This is a genomic window from Streptomyces curacoi, from assembly GCF_001513975.1.
Classification (GTDB): Bacteria; Actinomycetota; Actinomycetes; order Streptomycetales; family Streptomycetaceae; genus Streptomyces; species Streptomyces curacoi.
Genome location: NZ_KQ947992.1, coordinates 327,447 through 341,685 on the forward strand (window position 1 = coordinate 327,447; position 14,239 = coordinate 341,685).

Consider the following 14,239-nt stretch of genomic DNA (forward strand, 5'->3'; position numbering starts at 1 on the left):
ACCGCCCGGGCGCGGGGGGTCAGGGACGTCCGCGCTGACCGCGCAGATGCTCCGCGATCGGCTTGAGGGCCTTGTCGAGCTCGGTCAGGGACTCGGGGGACAGCAGGTCGATGAAGTGCTTGCGCACGGACGCCACGTGGTACGGCGCGACCTTCTGCATCGTCTCCATGCCGTGCTCGGTGAGCACGGCGTAGAGCCCGCGGCGGTCGGACTCGCAGTTCTCGCGGCGGACCAGGTTCGCGTTCTCCATCCGGGTGATCTGGTGGGAGAGGCGGCTCTTGGACTGGAGGGTGGCGGACGCGAGGTCGCTCATCCGCATCCGTACGTCCTCCGACTCGGAGAGATTCACCAGGATCTCGTAGTCGTTCATTGTCAGGCCGAACGGCTGCAGGTCCTTTTCGAGCTGGTACGTCAACAGCCTGTTGACCTCCAGGTGGGTGCGCCAGGCGCACTGCTCCGCATCGGTCAGCCAGCGGGTGGCCGTCTCGGTCTCCATGAATGAAGTCTACCTAAGAAGTTGAAAGGCGAACTAGTGAGGGTTTTCTGTGACATGGCTGTGTGCGCACACGTTCGATGTCACACTCCGCAGACTACCGCTCACAGCCCGAAGCGACGCTGGAGGTCTCCCAGCTGTCCGGGAAGGCGCTGTCCCCCAGCCACTTGTGAAGGGCCTGTGTGCGCGGCACCGGAACCGGGTACTCCGGCGTCCGGCGGAACCGCCCCCGTGGCCTGCTCGGCCATGAGGGTCTCGGTCGACTGGAGCAGCACCGTGCCGGCTCCGACGAACTCGAACTGATGCTCCTCTCCGGAGGCCCCGCCGAGGCCTGTCAGTGCACGTAGACCGCCCATTACGCCGGTCATGTAGCCATGGTCGTAGTGGTGGCACGGCGACGGGCAGTCGGCCCAGCCGGCGAGGGCCTGCGGGTCCACCCGGATCGGGGGTTCCATGAACACCACCGGACCGTTAGATGCGGCCACGAACTTTCCGGTTCCGATGAGTGTCAGAAAACCCGGCACGATCGACTGCTTGAGCGCAAGACTTGGCTGAAAAGCGAGCAGGTTGCCCGAGCGAATGGTCAGATTGCCGTCTTCGAGGTCGTACGAGTTCACGTCGAAGGCCCGGTCGGCCAGCAGCATCTTCCCCGAGCCCTCGGCCACCACCCAGTCGCTCGCGTGCAGAGGCGAATGGAAAGACGTACGGACAAGACGGTCGAGTCGCCCGTGCCCGATGCCGTTGAACTCCATCGAGCCGTAGTAGGCGATCATCTTCCCCTTCTGCAGGAACCACTGGCTCCCCTTGAGCTCCACGCAGAAGGTGTAGGGCGTGACGTTGTCGTCGGCGGGCAGCGTCGTCGGGTCGAAGACCGCGGGGCCGCCGGGGGTGCCGTAGCCGGGGCCGGGGGTTCCGTAGGGGGTGCTCACAGCTTCTCCTCCGACGCCTGGACGTACACCGCACCGCTGCCGCTGAGCTCCAGCTGGAAGGCCTCGCCGGAGCCACGGCCCACCATGTCGCGCCAGCCGAGGGCGGTGGACAGCTTGTTGCGGACGTCGCCGTGGTGGGCGACGTAGGCCTGCGGGTCGACATGGACGGGGCGCTGCGGGGTGATCGGGATCTCGAAGACGCCGCCGTGTGCCATGACCGCCACCGCGCCGTGCCCCTTCAGGGTGGTCGTGAACAGTCCCTGCCCGCTGATCTGGCCCCGGACCATGCCCATGACGCCGCCCTGCGAGCCGAGGAACATCGTGCCCTGCTGGAGGGTGCCCTCGAAGGCGAGGAGCCGGTCCGCCTCCACGCACAGGGTGTCCCCGGCGAGGTTGATCACGTGGACGTGGTGGCCGCCGTGCCCGAAGAGCACAGTGCCGCTGCCCTCGACGGTCATCAGCGGGGTGTCCTCGTCGGCGACCCGGCGCCCGATCATCGACAGCAGCCCGCCCTGGCCGCCGGCCATGTTGGGGGTGAAGGACACCTCGCCCTTGTAGGCGAGCATCGCACCGCGCTGACTGAACAGCTTCTGGCCCGGCATGACGGTCGCCTCGACCATCTTGGGGTTGATCTCGCGGAAGGCCATGTCACACCTCCCCCGCGATCGTGTTCCGCTCGCTCGGCTGTACGTACACCAGCCCGTCCCCCTCGAACCGGATCTGGAAGGCCTCGCCGCCGCCTTCGCCCATCAGAGTGCGGAACGTCACACCGGACTGGAAGGACTGCCGCAGATTCCCCTGATGGGCCACATAGGCGCCCGGGTCGACGGTCAGCGGGTACTGCGGGCTGACCCGCAGCACCACGGCCGGTCCGTCCGAGACGATCGCCGCCTGTCCGTGCCCCTCGACGGTCGTCGTGAACAGGCCGTTGCCCTGTGAGGCGCCGCGCAGCCCGGTGAAGCTCGTGCCGGTCCGCAGCCCGGCGTCGGTCGCGAGCAGGTTGCTCGACTCGACGTAGAGCTTGTCGCCCTGGAGGTTCACTAGGTTGATCTCGGCGGCGCGGTCCGCGAACCAGCACGTCCCGTGCCCCTTCACCTCCATCACCGTCATCTGCTCACCGGTGAGCCGCCGGGTGACCATCCCCCGCAGGCCCTCACCGCCGCCGCTCATCTTCTTGAAGGCCATCTGCCCGTCGTACGCGACCATCGAGCCGTTCTTCGCCTTCACGGCGTCCCCGGTCATGTCGACGGCGAGCACCTTGCTGCCCTGGAGTCGGAACATCGCCACGCAGCGAAGGTAACCGCAGGCGCCCGCCGCCAACAGCTCCCACAGGTGGACATCACCCCTGACGGCACCCTTAGAGGCCCGCTCCGGCCCCCCGGGCCTACGCCCGCCCATTCGTTTGCCACAATGGGCGAGCGTTTGTGCTTGCGTTCACAAGCGATCCGAGCCGACCGACGTTCTCTCCCACCCCGAAGGTGACCCGTGGACATCAAGACCGCCACCGCCCTCCGCCGACTCCGCCTGGTCTCCGCCCCCGAGGCGATCTCCTTCCTGCTGCTGCTCGTCTGTTCGGTACTGAAGCGGACCGTCGGGTTCGACGCGGTGTTCCCCATGGGTCTGACCCACGGCGTCCTGTTCATCCTGTACGTGATCTTCTGGGCGGACGCCTGGAACCGCACCAAGTGGCCCTGGAAGACCGCGGCGCTCTACTTCGTCCTGTCCGTCCTCCCGGCCGGCGGCTTCTTCGCCGAGCGCAAGCTCAGGCGCGAGGCGGAGGACGCGGTCATCGCCTCCCGCGCCCGCAAGGAAGGAATCGTCAACGCATGATCGTCGCGTTCTCCGTGACGCCCCTCGGGGTCGGTGAGGACGTGGGGGAGTACGTCGCCGACGCCGTCCGTGTCGTCCGCGAGTCGGGTCTGCCCCACCGCACCGACGCGATGTTCACCTCCGTCGAGGGCGAGTGGGACCAGGTGATGGACGTGGTCAAGCGTGCTGTCGCCGCCGTCGAGGCACGGGCACCGCGGGTGTCGCTGGTGCTCAAGGCGGACATCAGGCCCGGCGTGACGGACGGTCTCACCTCAAAGGTCGAGACGGTGGAGCGGTATCTCGCCGGGTAACCGCCGACGGTCACAGCGCACCGCGAACCCTGGCCCGTGTGGGCCAGGGTTTTCTCGTCCCTGCTGTTTGAGCGATCGCTCAAACAGGTATAGCCTTCGGGTCAAGAGGTTTGAGCAGTCGCTCAAACACTGCTCTGACCTGGGGGAATCAATGGGTCTCTACGTAGAGGCGCGCATACGGGCCGACCTCGACGACCTGTGGGCGCGCACACAGGACCCGGCCCGACACGAGCGCTGGGACCTCCGTTTCACCGAGATCGACCACCTCCCGCGCGCGGAGGGCGAGCCGCAGCGCTTCCGGTACGCCACGCGCGTGCTGCCGTTCCTCACGGTCGCCGGCACCGGCGTCTCGGCGGGGGAGAAGGAGCGCCCGGACGGCACCCGCACCTCCGCCCTGCGGTTCGCCTCCCCGCACCCGCTCTCCCTGCTCGCGGAGGGCAGCGGCTACTGGCGGTACATCCCCGACGGCGACGGAGTGCGCTTCCTCACCGGATACGACTACCGGCCCCGCTGGGGGCGGTTCGGGGCCGTGGCCGACCGATGGCTGTTCCGGCCGCTGATGGGCTGGGCGACGGCGTGGTCCTTCGACCGGCTGCGGCTCTGGCTGGAGCGGGGGATCACCCCGGAGCGGGCACTGCGGAACTGGCTGGCGGAGCTGGCGGTCCGCGCCCTCGTCCTGGCCCTCGGCTGCGCCGGGCTCGGCCTGGAATCCGCCGTGCACCTCTTCGGCGCGCTGGCGCCCGCGGCGGCGTACCTGGTGCCGCTGCTGTGCGCGGTCGCCGTCGCCGCGGCGCTGTTCGCGGCGCCCCTGCCCACCACCCCGGCGAGCCGTCGCTGTCTGCGCCGGCCGCCCACCCGCGTGCACGCCCCGCGTGTCCTGCGTGCTCTGGAGAACCCGCGATGACCTCGATGTTCCGTACGGTGATGGGAGCCGGCTTCGAGCGCCTGCACCCTCAGCTGCAGCGCCGTTTCTCCGTCGGACTGGCCGGCGGCGAGGCCTGCACGGGCCGGGGCGTGATGGACCGCATCTGGCACGGCGGGGCGTTCGTCAGGCCCTTCCTGATGCTCGGCGGCACCCGGAACATCCTCGTGCCCCGGCCGGGGCGCGGCGTGCCGTTCGTGATCGAGAACGTGCCGTACCTCGACACCTTCGGCCGTGAGACGGTGAGCTTCGTGCGCACCTTTGACCTGCCCGGCCGTTCACGCCGTTTCGACGCCCAGATGGTGCTGAGCCCCAAGGGCGACCGCATCCTCGACTACCTCGGCACGCATCAGCATCTCGCCAGCGAACTGCACTTCCGCGCGGAGGCCGACGGCTCGCTGCTGATCCGCTCCGGCGAGCACCGCTTCCGGGAGGGGCCGGTGGACGTGCGCGTGCCCGAACTGATCGGGGCGACGGCCGAGGTGCGGGAGTCGTACGACGAGTCGGCCGGCCGGTTCCGGATCCGGGTGCGCGTGGAGAACCGGTACTTCGGGCCGCTGTTCGGGTACGAGGGGTCGTTCCGGGTGACGTACACGGACATCGACCAGTGCGGCGTACGGCCCGGCCTGCGCCCCGTCCGCGAGGAAGCGCGCGCGTGAGCCCCGAGTCGGCGAAGGCCCGGGAAAGGGCCCAGGACAAGGCCCACGACAAGGCCCACGAGAAGTCCCAGGAGACCAAGACCAAGCTCCTGGAAGGCGCGCTGCGGACGCTCACCGAGCAGGGCATCGCGAAGGCGTCGGCCCGTACGATCGCGACCGCCGCGGGCGTGAACCAGGCGCTGGTCTTCTACCACTTCGGATCGGTGGACGAACTGCTCGCCGCCGCGTGCCGGTTCGGGGCGGAACGGTCGGTGGCGCGCTACCGGGAGCGCTTCGCCGCGGTGACCTCGCTGTCCGAACTCCTCGCCGTGGGCCGTGAGATACACGAGCAGGAACGCGCCGGGGGCCATGTCGCCCTGCTCGGTCAGCTGCTGGCCGGCGCCCAGACCCACGACAGCCTCGGGCCGGCCACCGCGGCGGGGCTGGAGCTGTGGATCGCCGAGATCGAGAAGGTGCTCGTGCGGGTGCTGGCGGGGACGCCGTTCGGGGAGTTCGCGGACCCGGCGGGGCTGGCGCGGGCGGTCGGGGCGTCGTTCGTGGGGATCGAGCTGTACGAGGGGGTGGACGCGGCGGGAGCCGGCGCGGCGTTGGACGCGCTGGAGCAACTGGGGGTGCTCGCGGCGGCCTTGGAGGACCTCGGGCCGGTGGCCCAGCGTGCGGTTCGGCATCGCCTGCGGCGGACGAGCCGCCGGTGACGGTCTGCTCGCGCGGAGGGCGGGCGGGCCGGTGCGCGGGTGGTTGATCCGCCAACGAGAACAGCCGGTGGTTGATTCGCCAACAAGAACATATGCCTCATTTGGCCTAGTTTGGCTTGCGGGGTCGACTCCGCCAGGCCCTAGCCAGAGGAGATCCATGATGGGCAAAGTCACCACCGGCACCTTCAAGACGTACCGGGCCGTGGCCAGCTTCGAGCGGGCCAGGGAGATCGCGAACACCACGTCACCGTTCACCATCGAGGTCCGCTTTCTCGGTGGGCTGACCCAGAATCAGCAGGACGCCTTCGCGGCCGCCGCCGACCGCTGGTCCCGGGTGATCGTCGGGGACCTGGACACCGCCCTCGTCGGCGAGGACATCATCGACGACCTGCTGATCGACGCGGAGGGCGTGGAGATCGACGGCCCCGGGCGCGTCCTGGGCATGGCCGGACCCACCGACTTCCGCGACGAGACCGCGGAGTTCGGCGCCCACCTGCCGGCGAAGGGCCTGATGAGGTTCGACACGGCCGACCTCGCGGAGATGGAGGCGAACAACACCCTCGTCGACGTCATCACGCACGAGATGGGGCATGTCGTGGGCGTCGGCACCCAGTGGCACTTCTTCGGCCTCCTCAAGGGCGCCGGCACCCAGAACCCCACCTTCACGGGCCCCGGCGCGATGGCCGAGTTCGCCGCGCTCCTCGGCCAGGAGGAACCGGAGCCGGTACCGGTCGCCAACTTCGGCGGTCCCGGCACCCAGGACAGCCACTGGCGTGAGTCGGTGTTCGTGAACGAGCTCATGTCACCGTTCATCTCCGGCCGCGACAACCCGCTGAGCAGGATGACCGCGGCGAGCCTGGGCGACCTGGGCTACCAGGTGGACGTCGAGGGCGCCGAGCCGTACACGCTGCCGGACCTGCTCCAGGTCGCCAGGGAGGGCCTGCTCGTGCCGCACGTCGCGCCGATCGGTGACGGCATCATGCTGCCGGTGGTCCCGACCCGGCTCCCTGCCGCGACACCCTGAGCGGCCGGCTACCGACTCCCTGCCGCGACACCCTGAGCGGCCGGCTACCGGCTACCGGCTACCGGCTACCGACTGCCGGTGGCCGGGCGAGAGGCGCCGGCTCGCAGGTTCCCGATCATGAAACGCCGGGGTCCGCAGCGCTTGAGCGCGGGCCGCGGCTCGGTGCGCCTGCCCGGCGAGCCATCCCGTGGCGGCTGGGCGATCCGGGTTATGAGGCCCCGTGGCGACTGAGCGCCCTCGACTGTCAGGTGGACGTCGAGGGCGCCGAGCCGTACACGTTCCGATCAAGAAGCGCCGGGGTTCGCAGCGCATGAGCGCGGGCCGCGGCTCGGTGAGCCCGCCGGGCAGGCCATCCCGTGGTGGCTGGGCGATCCGGGTTATGAGGTGGTCGTCGAGGGCGCCGAGCCGTACACGTTCCGATCAAGAAGCGCCGGGGTTCGCAGCGCATGAGCGCGGGCCGCGGCTCGGTGAGCCCGCCTGGCGGGCCGTCCCGTGGCGACTGAGCGCCCTCGACTGTCAGGTGGACGTCGAGGGCGCCGAGCCGTACGCGCTCCGATCATGAAACGCCTGGGTCCGCAGCGCTTGAGCGCGGGCCGCGGCTCGGTGTGCCCGCCCGGCGGGCCACCCCGTAGCGCGCCCGGGCAGGGCCCAGGGTGATCCACTCCCAGCTTCGCCGGACCCGCCCCTACAACCCTCGCAGCGCGAACGGCACTTCCCCGGCTCCCGGGCTGCCGCCCGCTCGGCCGCCGAACCCGTCAGGCACCGGCCGCCGCCCTGCCACCGCCCGAACGGCGTATCGGCGACCGCCTCTTCGAGTCGGCCCGGCGCGGCCTGACGCCGTGTCGGCGGGGGGCGTCCGCTCGTCCCGTTTCGTCCGGCTGCACATGCGAACGACCATCGGCGAGCCCGGGCAGTTCCCTCAATTGGCCCGCATGGCTCGCGCGGTTCCTGCCGCTCAACCACGATGAAGGCTCAGGGCCGACCGGAGTTCGCTCTGGTGGACACGGACGGCCGCCGCTTGCTCCCGCGAAGGAAGGGTCTGCCGGATGACCACTTCGCCCTACACGTCCCAGTCGGCATTCGACGGCTCCAGAATGCGGGTCACCCTGCTCGTCGACCTGCGCGAAGGCGCCCAGCAAGAGTTCCTCGACGCGTACGAGCAGATGCGTGACCGGGTCGCCTCGGTCCCCGGTCACCTCGGTGACCAGCTGTGCCAGTCCCTGGAAAACCCGTCCCAGTGGCTCATCACGAGTGAATGGGCGGCTGCCCCGCCGTACCTCGCCTGGGTGAACAGTGAGGACCATCTCGAGACGGTCAAGCCCCTGCAGAGCTGCGTCCGTGACCTCCGTTCGATGCGGTACGGCATCGTCCGGGAGACCGGCGGCACCCGCCCCCACCTCGGCGGACTCCAGACGGCCGTACGGGTGGGCGACGGAGTGACGCGCCATGCCCTGACCTTCACCGTCAAGCCCGGCTCCGAGTCCAAGGTCGCGGAGGTCCTCGCCGGATACGCCCCGCCGCAGGCCCGCGTCGACGACTCCACGCGGCTGCGCCGCACCACCCTCTTCATGCACGGCAACCGGGTCGTGCGCACCGTCGAGGTGGAGGGCGACCTGATGGCGGCGCTGCGCCATGTCGCGCGTCAGCCCGAGGTGCGGGCGGTCGAGGAGGCCATGAACCCCCATCTGGAGCAGCACAGGGATCTGACCGACCCCGAGTCGGCGCGGGCCTTCTTCGCCCGCGCGGCCATGCCGGCCGTCCACCATGTGGCACGCGGCGGACCGGAGCCGGCCGGCCTGCGGCGGCACGCCCTGTACTACCCGGCACGTCCCGGTTGTGGGATGGCGCTGGCCCGGCTGCTCTCCCGGCAGGACGAGACCGCGGCGGCCGACCCGGCCGGCCCCGTGTACCGCAGCACCGTCTTCCAGCGGGAGGACATCGTCGTCCGCCTCATCGACGTACCGGGTGACCCCGAGACCGATCCGGTCATGGCGCTCGGCATCCACGGCAAGAGGAAGGCCGCCGTGCTGGCCCGTCTGCTCGACGGTGCCGCACTCGGCCTGGCGGGACCGCCCACGAGCGAACGTGAGGCGACCCGTCTCCTGACGCACGCCGACATGACGCTGATCACCGACCGCAGGGCCGCGCAGCCCTGACAGCGCAGGGACCCCCACCCCACCGACCGACCTGGAGACAGACCATGGACAAGATGCGCCCGCGCGTCGTGGACGTCAAAGAGATCGAGCCCAACCGCAAGCGCGGCGGTGACCTGCGCACGCTGCTCACCCCTGTCACGGTGGGTGCCACCAGCGGGTTCATGGGCCTGGCCATCATGCGGCCGGGCGAACGCATCAGCGAGCACTACCACCCGTACTCCGAGGAGTTCGTGTACGTCGTCGAGGGCAGGCTGGAGGTCGACCTCGATGGCGAAACGTTTCCTCTCCGTGCCGACCAGGGCCTCATGATCCCCATCGACATGCGGCACCGCTTCCGCAACGTCGGTGACGAGGAAGCCCGGATGGTCTTCCATCTGAGCCCGCTGGCACCGAAGCCGAGCCTCGGCCACGTCGACACGGAGGCCCCGGCGATCAGCGACGACGTCAAGGCGTACCCGCTCGTCCAGGAGGAGAGCGGGCGGCCGGAACGACCCGGGGTCCTGTCGTGACCCGGCGGGTGGCGGTCACCGGCATAGGCGTGGTCGCTCCGGGAGGCATCGGGGTGCCCGCGTTCTGGGACCTCCTCTCGAGCGGCCGTACCGCGACACGTGGCATCACCCTGTTCGACCCCGAGGGGCTGCGGTCCCGCATCGCCGCCGAGTGCGACTTCGACCCGCTCGCCCACGGCCTCGACCCCGAGCTGGTCGAACGCGCCGACCGGTACATACAGTTCGCCCTGGTCGCCGCCGACGAGGCCGTGACCGACAGCGGCATCGACTTCGGCACCGAGAACCCCTGGCGCGTGGCCGTGTCCCTGGGCAGCGCGGTGGGCGGGACGACCAGGCTGGAGCACGACTACGTCCTCGTCAGCGAACGGGGACAGCGCTGGGACGTCGACCACCGCGCCGCCGAGCCGGAACTGCACCGCGCCTTCTCGCCCAGCACGCTGGCCGCGGACGTCGCGGAGCGGTTCGGCGCCCAGGGACCGGTGCAGACCGTGTCCACCGGCTGCACCTCCGGGCTCGACGCGGTGGGTTACGCCTTCCACACCATCGAGGAGGGCCGCGCCGACGTCTGCATCGCCGGGGCGTCGGACTCGCCGATCTCCCCAATCACCATGGCCTGCTTCGACGCCATCAAGGCCACGTCGCCCAACAACGACGACCCGGAGCACGCCTCCCGCCCCTTCGACGCCCACCGCGACGGCTTCGTCATGGGCGAGGGCGCCGCCGTCCTCGTCCTGGAGGAACTGGAACACGCCCGTGCGCGCGGCGCACATGTCTACTGCGAGATCGGCGGCTACGCCACCTTCGGCAACGCCTACCACATGACCGGACTGACCAGTGAGGGCCTGGAGATGGCCCGGGCCATCGACGTCGCGCTCGACCACGCGCGCGTCGACCCGACCGACATCGACTACGTCAACGCCCACGGCTCGGGCACCCGGCAGAACGACCGCCACGAGACCGCCGCGGTCAAGAAGTCCCTGGGCGCCCACGCCTACGACACCCCCATGAGCTCGATCAAGTCCATGGTGGGCCACTCGCTCGGCGCGATCGGCGCGATCGAGGTCGTCGCCTGCGTACTCGCCCTGGCCCGGCAGGTGGTCCCGCCGACGGCGAACTACGAGACCCCGGACCCCGAGTGCGACCTGGACTACGTACCGCGCACCGCACGGCCCCGCCGGCTCGACCACGTGCTCTCCGTGGGCAGCGGCTTCGGCGGGTTCCAGTCCGCGGTGCTCCTGACGGGGCCGGCTGGGAGGAAACGATGAACGGCAGTGGTAGTGGCATACGCACCCGGCGGACCGCCGTCACGGGGATCGGTGTGGTCGCGCCCAACGGCCTGCACGCCGACACCTACTGGAAGTCCGTCAAGGAGGGCGCGAGCGTACTGGACCGCATCACCCGGGAGGGCTGCGAGCACCTTCCGCTCCGCGTCGCCGGTGAGGTCCGCGGATTCGACCCGTCGGCGCTCATCGAGGAGACCTTCCTCGTCCAGACCGACCTGTTCACCCACTTCGCCCTGGCCGCCGCGGACGCCGCCCTCCAGGACGCGGGGCTGACCAAGGCCGCCGCCGTGGCCGACTCGCCGTACTCGGTCGGTGTCGTCACCGCCGCCGGGTCCGGTGGCGGCGAGTTCGGGCAGCGGGAACTGCAGAAGCTGTGGGGACAGGGGTCCCGGTTCGTCGGGCCCTACCAGTCCATCGCCTGGTTCTACGCGGCCAGCACCGGCCAGATCTCCATCCGCAGCGGCTTCAAGGGCCCCTGCGGGGTGGTGGCCAGCGACGAGGCGGGCGGCCTGGACGCCGTCGCGCACGCCGCCCGGGTCGTGGAGCGGGGCACCGACGTGGTCGTGGTCGGGGCGGCCGAGGCACCGCTCGCCCCGTACTCGATGGTCTGCCAGCTCGGCTACCCCGAACTCAGCACCGACGAGGACCCGGCGACCGCCTACCGGCCCTTCACCTCGGCGGCCCGCGGCTTCGTGCCCGCCGAGGGCGGTGCCGTACTGATCGTCGAGGAGGCGGACCGGGCACACCGCCGTGGTGCGGTCGTCCGCGCCACGGTGGCGGGACACGCCGCCACCTTCACCGGCGCCTCGCACTGGGACCAGTCACGGGAAGGACTCGCCCACGCCATACACGGCGCCCTCGACGAGGCCGGCTGTGCGCCGGAGGAGATCGACGTGGTCTTCGCCGACGCGATGGGCGTACCCGAGGCGGACCGCGCCGAGGCACTCGCCCTCGTCGACGCCCTCGGCCGGCACGGCACCCGCGTGCCCGTCACGGCCCCCAAGACCGGCATCGGGCGGTCCTACTGCGGGGCGCCCCTGCTGGACATCGCGGCCGCGGTGCTGGCCATGGAGCACGGGCAGATACCGCCGACGCCGAACGTCTTCGACATCTGCCACCAGATCGACCTGGTGACCGCCACGGCCCGCCCGGCCGAGCTCCGCACGGCCCTGGTCCTGAGCCGGGGACTCATGGGGTCCAACGCGGCGCTCGTGCTGCGCCGAGGCCCCGGGTCGACCGCCTAGAACGGCTGCCGCCGGGCCGATGCCGTGGACAGGCGGCGGCCCGGCGGCACCACCTCCGCACCTGGTACGACGAAGGAGAACCCGCATGACCACCGAAGTGACCCAAGTGACCGTCGAGGAACTGGCCACGCTGATGAAGAAGGCCGCCGGTGTCACCGTCGACCCGCGCGACCTCGAACGCCGGGCGGACGCGCCCTTCGCCGACTTCGGGCTGGACTCGCTCGGCCTCCTCGGCATCGTGGGCGAGCTGGAGAACCGGTACGGCCGGGCGCTGCCCACCGACGCGGAGCGCTGCAAGAGCCCTCGCGCCTTCCTCGACGTCGTCAACGGCGCACTGGCGACGGGAGCCTGAGGTGGCTGGACACACCGAGAACGAGATCACCATCGCCGCACCCGTCGACCTCGTCTGGGACATGACCAACGACCTGGAGCGGTGGCCGCAGCTGTTCAGCGAGTACGCCTCCTGCGAGGTGCTCTCCCGCGAGGGCGACACGGTGACCTTCCGTCTGACCATGCACCCCGACGAGAACGGCAAGGTGTGGAGCTGGGTCTCGGAACGGACCGCCGACCGCGAGAAGCTCGTCGTCCGTGCCCGCCGGGTCGAGACCGGCCCGTTCGAGTACATGAACATCGTGTGGGAGTACGAGGAGACCCCCGACGGCACCCGCATGCACTGGACGCAGGACTTCGCCATGAAGCCCGACGCCCCGGTCGACGACGCCGGGATGACGGACATCATCAACCGCAACTCGCCCATCCAGATGGCCCTCATCCGGGACCGCATCGAGGAGGTCTCGTGCACCACGCCCTGATCGTCGCCAGGATGGCCCCGCAGTCGGCCCAGGACATAGCCGGTGTCTTCGCGGCCTCCGACCGCGGCGAACTCCCGCACCTCGTCGGGGTGACCCAGCGCTCCCTCTTCCAGTTCGGCGATGTGTACATGCACTTCATCGAAGCCGAGCAGGACCCGGGCCCCGCCATCGCGAAGGTGACCGGGCACCCCGAGTTCGTCGACATCAGCAGAAAGCTCGAAGCGTACGTCAGCCCGTACGACCCGCAGACCTGGCGCAGTCCCAGGGACGCGATGGCGCGGTGCTTCTACCACTGGGAGAGAGACTGAACAGGGAGAGCGACTGAAAGAACGAAGAAGGCCGCCGCCCGCGCCCACCAGGCGCGGGCGGCGGCCGTTCCGGGCGAGCCCGGTCGCCCGGTGCAGCCGTCAGGGACGGGCGAGCGCCGGCATCAGCCGCAGGGCGTTCTCCCGGTTGATGTCCCGCAGCTGCTGCTCCGAGAGGAAGGGGTCGCTGTCCAGCGCGGGAGCCACGCGGTCGGCGATGACATGGGCGGGGGTGGGCGGCCAGTCGGTGCCGAAGAGGATGCGGCCCGGGTCCACCGTGGACAGCAGGGTGGGCGTGGCCGAGGGGGACATGGGACCGGCCGTGTCGAAGTAGAACCGGTGCAGGTAGTCACGGACCCGGCCGGGCTCGATGGCGGGGGTGAGGCTCCCGCCGAAGAGTTCCAGCCGGGTGGCCATGTAGGGGAGGAAGCCCCCTCCGTGCGGAAGGATGAAGCTGAGGTTCGGATAGCGGTCCAGGGTGCCGTTCCTGATGAGGTTGACGGCCGCACGGGTGGTGTCCATGAGGAAGTCGCACACGAAGGGCGGCATTCCCGGCAGTCCCGTACTGCCGCCCGGGCCCCCGGCGGGCACTTCCATGGGGTGCGTGCTGATGACCGCGGACCGGTCGTTGAGCTCCTGCAGCAGGCGGTCGTGCGACTCGTCTCCCAGGAAGACGCCGTTCACGCTCGTCCTCGTGCTCACCCCGATGGCCCCGAGCTCGTCCAGGCCGTACCGCAGGCTCCACGAGGAGAGCTCCAGGTCGTCGAGGAACACGGGCGTGAAGAACGCGAAGCGCTCGGGGTTGCCCGCCACCACGTCGGCCGCCGCCCGCAGGGCGACCCGTGCGCTCTCCTGACGCTCCGCCCGCTCCTGGAGCCGGCCGAGCATCGCGACGGTCATGACGGCGGTGCCGATGCCCGTCTTGTCCATGACCTCCAGGGCCGTGTCCAGGTCCCAGCGGGTCCACCAGGGCAGCTTCTCGCGGTTGACGACACCTCGTTCCTCCGCCCAGTCCAGCCAGGCCGGGGCGGTGAAGTGGTGATGGACGTCGACGCGTCCGGCAATGGTCATAACCACGTCCTCGGTGT

General features: G+C 70.4%; 18 protein-coding genes. 13 read left to right on the forward strand and 5 right to left on the reverse strand.

The annotated features are described in order from the left end of the window. Positions 1 to 19 precede the first annotated feature (19 nt). The 4 genes from AQI70_RS29615 to AQI70_RS29630 all read right to left on the reverse strand — a co-directional run bounded on the left by AQI70_RS29615 (position 20) and on the right by AQI70_RS29630 (position 2,703). On the reverse strand, positions 20 to 496 hold the full coding sequence (locus AQI70_RS29615) for a MarR family winged helix-turn-helix transcriptional regulator (RefSeq protein WP_003997830.1): 477 nt from the start codon (positions 494 to 496) through the stop codon (positions 20 to 22). A gap of 101 nt (positions 497 to 597) precedes the next feature. Further along, positions 598 to 1,422: an AIM24 family protein gene (locus AQI70_RS29620; RefSeq protein WP_062155403.1), complete on the reverse strand. Its 825-nt coding sequence runs from the start codon at positions 1,420 to 1,422 to the stop codon at positions 598 to 600. Further along, positions 1,419 to 2,069, reverse strand: a complete 651-nt coding sequence (locus tag AQI70_RS29625) for an AIM24 family protein (RefSeq protein WP_062155405.1) — start codon at positions 2,067 to 2,069, stop codon at positions 1,419 to 1,421. The genes AQI70_RS29620 and AQI70_RS29625 overlap by 4 nt, the downstream gene beginning before the upstream one ends. A 1-nt stretch (position 2,070) precedes the next feature. Then, positions 2,071 to 2,703, reverse strand: coding sequence for an AIM24 family protein (locus tag AQI70_RS29630; protein ID WP_062155533.1), 633 nt, complete (start codon positions 2,701 to 2,703; stop codon positions 2,071 to 2,073). 204 nt (positions 2,704 to 2,907) lie between these two features. Here AQI70_RS29630 and AQI70_RS29635 point away from each other — a divergent pair, with 204 nt between their 5' ends. The 13 genes from AQI70_RS29635 to AQI70_RS29695 all read left to right on the forward strand — a co-directional run bounded on the left by AQI70_RS29635 (position 2,908) and on the right by AQI70_RS29695 (position 13,154). Next, positions 2,908 to 3,252, forward strand: a complete 345-nt coding sequence (locus AQI70_RS29635; RefSeq protein WP_062155406.1) for a DUF3817 domain-containing protein — start codon at positions 2,908 to 2,910, stop codon at positions 3,250 to 3,252. Beyond that, positions 3,249 to 3,542, forward strand: a complete 294-nt coding sequence (locus tag AQI70_RS29640; protein WP_062155408.1) for an MTH1187 family thiamine-binding protein — start codon at positions 3,249 to 3,251, stop codon at positions 3,540 to 3,542. The genes AQI70_RS29635 and AQI70_RS29640 overlap by 4 nt, the downstream gene beginning before the upstream one ends. A gap of 151 nt (positions 3,543 to 3,693) precedes the next feature. Next, positions 3,694 to 4,446 (forward strand): hypothetical protein, encoded by a 753-nt coding sequence (locus AQI70_RS29645; RefSeq protein ID WP_062155410.1) that lies wholly within the window; start codon positions 3,694 to 3,696, stop codon positions 4,444 to 4,446. Next, positions 4,443 to 5,123: a DUF4166 domain-containing protein gene (locus AQI70_RS29650; protein WP_062155412.1), complete on the forward strand. Its 681-nt coding sequence runs from the start codon at positions 4,443 to 4,445 to the stop codon at positions 5,121 to 5,123. Before AQI70_RS29645 ends, AQI70_RS29650 begins: the two co-directional genes overlap by 4 nt. Positions 5,124 to 5,212: 89 nt before the next feature. Continuing rightward, on the forward strand, positions 5,213 to 5,818 hold the full coding sequence (locus AQI70_RS29655; RefSeq protein ID WP_062155535.1) for a TetR/AcrR family transcriptional regulator: 606 nt from the start codon (positions 5,213 to 5,215) through the stop codon (positions 5,816 to 5,818). A gap of 160 nt (positions 5,819 to 5,978) precedes the next feature. Next, on the forward strand, positions 5,979 to 6,842 hold the full coding sequence (locus AQI70_RS29660) for a leishmanolysin (protein ID WP_244181879.1): 864 nt from the start codon (positions 5,979 to 5,981) through the stop codon (positions 6,840 to 6,842). Positions 6,843 to 7,888: 1,046 nt separating this feature from the next. After that, entirely contained in the window at positions 7,889 to 8,998 is a 1,110-nt protein-coding gene (locus AQI70_RS29665; RefSeq protein WP_062155416.1) for a SchA/CurD-like domain-containing protein, read from the forward strand. Positions 8,999 to 9,042: 44 nt separating this feature from the next. Next, the gene (locus AQI70_RS29670; RefSeq protein ID WP_003997818.1) at positions 9,043 to 9,507 is read left to right on the forward strand and encodes a cupin domain-containing protein; all 465 of its coding nucleotides are present in this window, start codon (positions 9,043 to 9,045) and stop codon (positions 9,505 to 9,507) included. Beyond that, a complete protein-coding gene (locus AQI70_RS29675) occupies positions 9,504 to 10,772 on the forward strand; it encodes a beta-ketoacyl-[acyl-carrier-protein] synthase family protein (RefSeq protein ID WP_062155423.1) in 1,269 nt (422 codons plus the stop codon). Before AQI70_RS29670 ends, AQI70_RS29675 begins: the two co-directional genes overlap by 4 nt. Continuing rightward, positions 10,769 to 12,034, forward strand: coding sequence for a ketosynthase chain-length factor (locus AQI70_RS29680; RefSeq protein WP_062155425.1), 1,266 nt, complete (start codon positions 10,769 to 10,771; stop codon positions 12,032 to 12,034). Before AQI70_RS29675 ends, AQI70_RS29680 begins: the two co-directional genes overlap by 4 nt. An 85-nt stretch (positions 12,035 to 12,119) precedes the next feature. Then, positions 12,120 to 12,386 carry an acyl carrier protein gene (locus tag AQI70_RS29685; RefSeq protein ID WP_062155426.1) on the forward strand — a complete coding sequence of 89 codons (267 nt, stop codon included), beginning with the start codon at positions 12,120 to 12,122 and terminating at the stop codon, positions 12,384 to 12,386. Position 12,387: 1 nt separating this feature from the next. Next, on the forward strand, positions 12,388 to 12,846 hold the full coding sequence (locus AQI70_RS29690) for an SRPBCC family protein (RefSeq protein WP_062155428.1): 459 nt from the start codon (positions 12,388 to 12,390) through the stop codon (positions 12,844 to 12,846). After that, positions 12,831 to 13,154: a TcmI family type II polyketide cyclase gene (locus tag AQI70_RS29695; protein WP_062155430.1), complete on the forward strand. Its 324-nt coding sequence runs from the start codon at positions 12,831 to 12,833 to the stop codon at positions 13,152 to 13,154. Before AQI70_RS29690 ends, AQI70_RS29695 begins: the two co-directional genes overlap by 16 nt. A 99-nt stretch (positions 13,155 to 13,253) precedes the next feature. Here AQI70_RS29695 and AQI70_RS29700 read toward each other — a convergent pair whose 3' ends face one another. Further along, positions 13,254 to 14,222 (reverse strand): amidohydrolase family protein, encoded by a 969-nt coding sequence (locus tag AQI70_RS29700; protein ID WP_062155432.1) that lies wholly within the window; start codon positions 14,220 to 14,222, stop codon positions 13,254 to 13,256. Positions 14,223 to 14,239 lie beyond the last annotated feature (17 nt).

Excerpts from the sequence above, each read along its gene's own strand:
- AQI70_RS29645 (WP_062155410.1), top strand. The coding sequence starts at position 3,694 with ATGGGTCTCTACGTAGAGGCGCGCATACGGGCCGACCTCGACGACCTG.
- AQI70_RS29685 (WP_062155426.1), top strand. The coding sequence starts at position 12,120 with ATGACCACCGAAGTGACCCAAGTGACCGTCGAGGAACTGGCCACGCTG.
- AQI70_RS29630 (WP_062155533.1), bottom strand. The coding sequence starts at position 2,703 with ATGTTCCGACTCCAGGGCAGCAAGGTGCTCGCCGTCGACATGACCGGG.
- AQI70_RS29615 (WP_003997830.1), bottom strand. The coding sequence starts at position 496 with ATGGAGACCGAGACGGCCACCCGCTGGCTGACCGATGCGGAGCAGTGC.
- AQI70_RS29700 (WP_062155432.1), bottom strand. The coding sequence starts at position 14,222 with ATGACCATTGCCGGACGCGTCGACGTCCATCACCACTTCACCGCCCCG.
- AQI70_RS29670 (WP_003997818.1), top strand. The coding sequence starts at position 9,043 with ATGGACAAGATGCGCCCGCGCGTCGTGGACGTCAAAGAGATCGAGCCC.
- AQI70_RS29640 (WP_062155408.1), top strand. The coding sequence starts at position 3,249 with ATGATCGTCGCGTTCTCCGTGACGCCCCTCGGGGTCGGTGAGGACGTG.
- AQI70_RS29680 (WP_062155425.1), top strand. The coding sequence starts at position 10,769 with ATGAACGGCAGTGGTAGTGGCATACGCACCCGGCGGACCGCCGTCACG.
- AQI70_RS29665 (WP_062155416.1), top strand. The coding sequence starts at position 7,889 with ATGACCACTTCGCCCTACACGTCCCAGTCGGCATTCGACGGCTCCAGA.
- AQI70_RS29660 (WP_244181879.1), top strand. The coding sequence starts at position 5,979 with ATGGGCAAAGTCACCACCGGCACCTTCAAGACGTACCGGGCCGTGGCC.
- AQI70_RS29650 (WP_062155412.1), top strand. The coding sequence starts at position 4,443 with ATGACCTCGATGTTCCGTACGGTGATGGGAGCCGGCTTCGAGCGCCTG.
- AQI70_RS29625 (WP_062155405.1), bottom strand. The coding sequence starts at position 2,069 with ATGGCCTTCCGCGAGATCAACCCCAAGATGGTCGAGGCGACCGTCATG.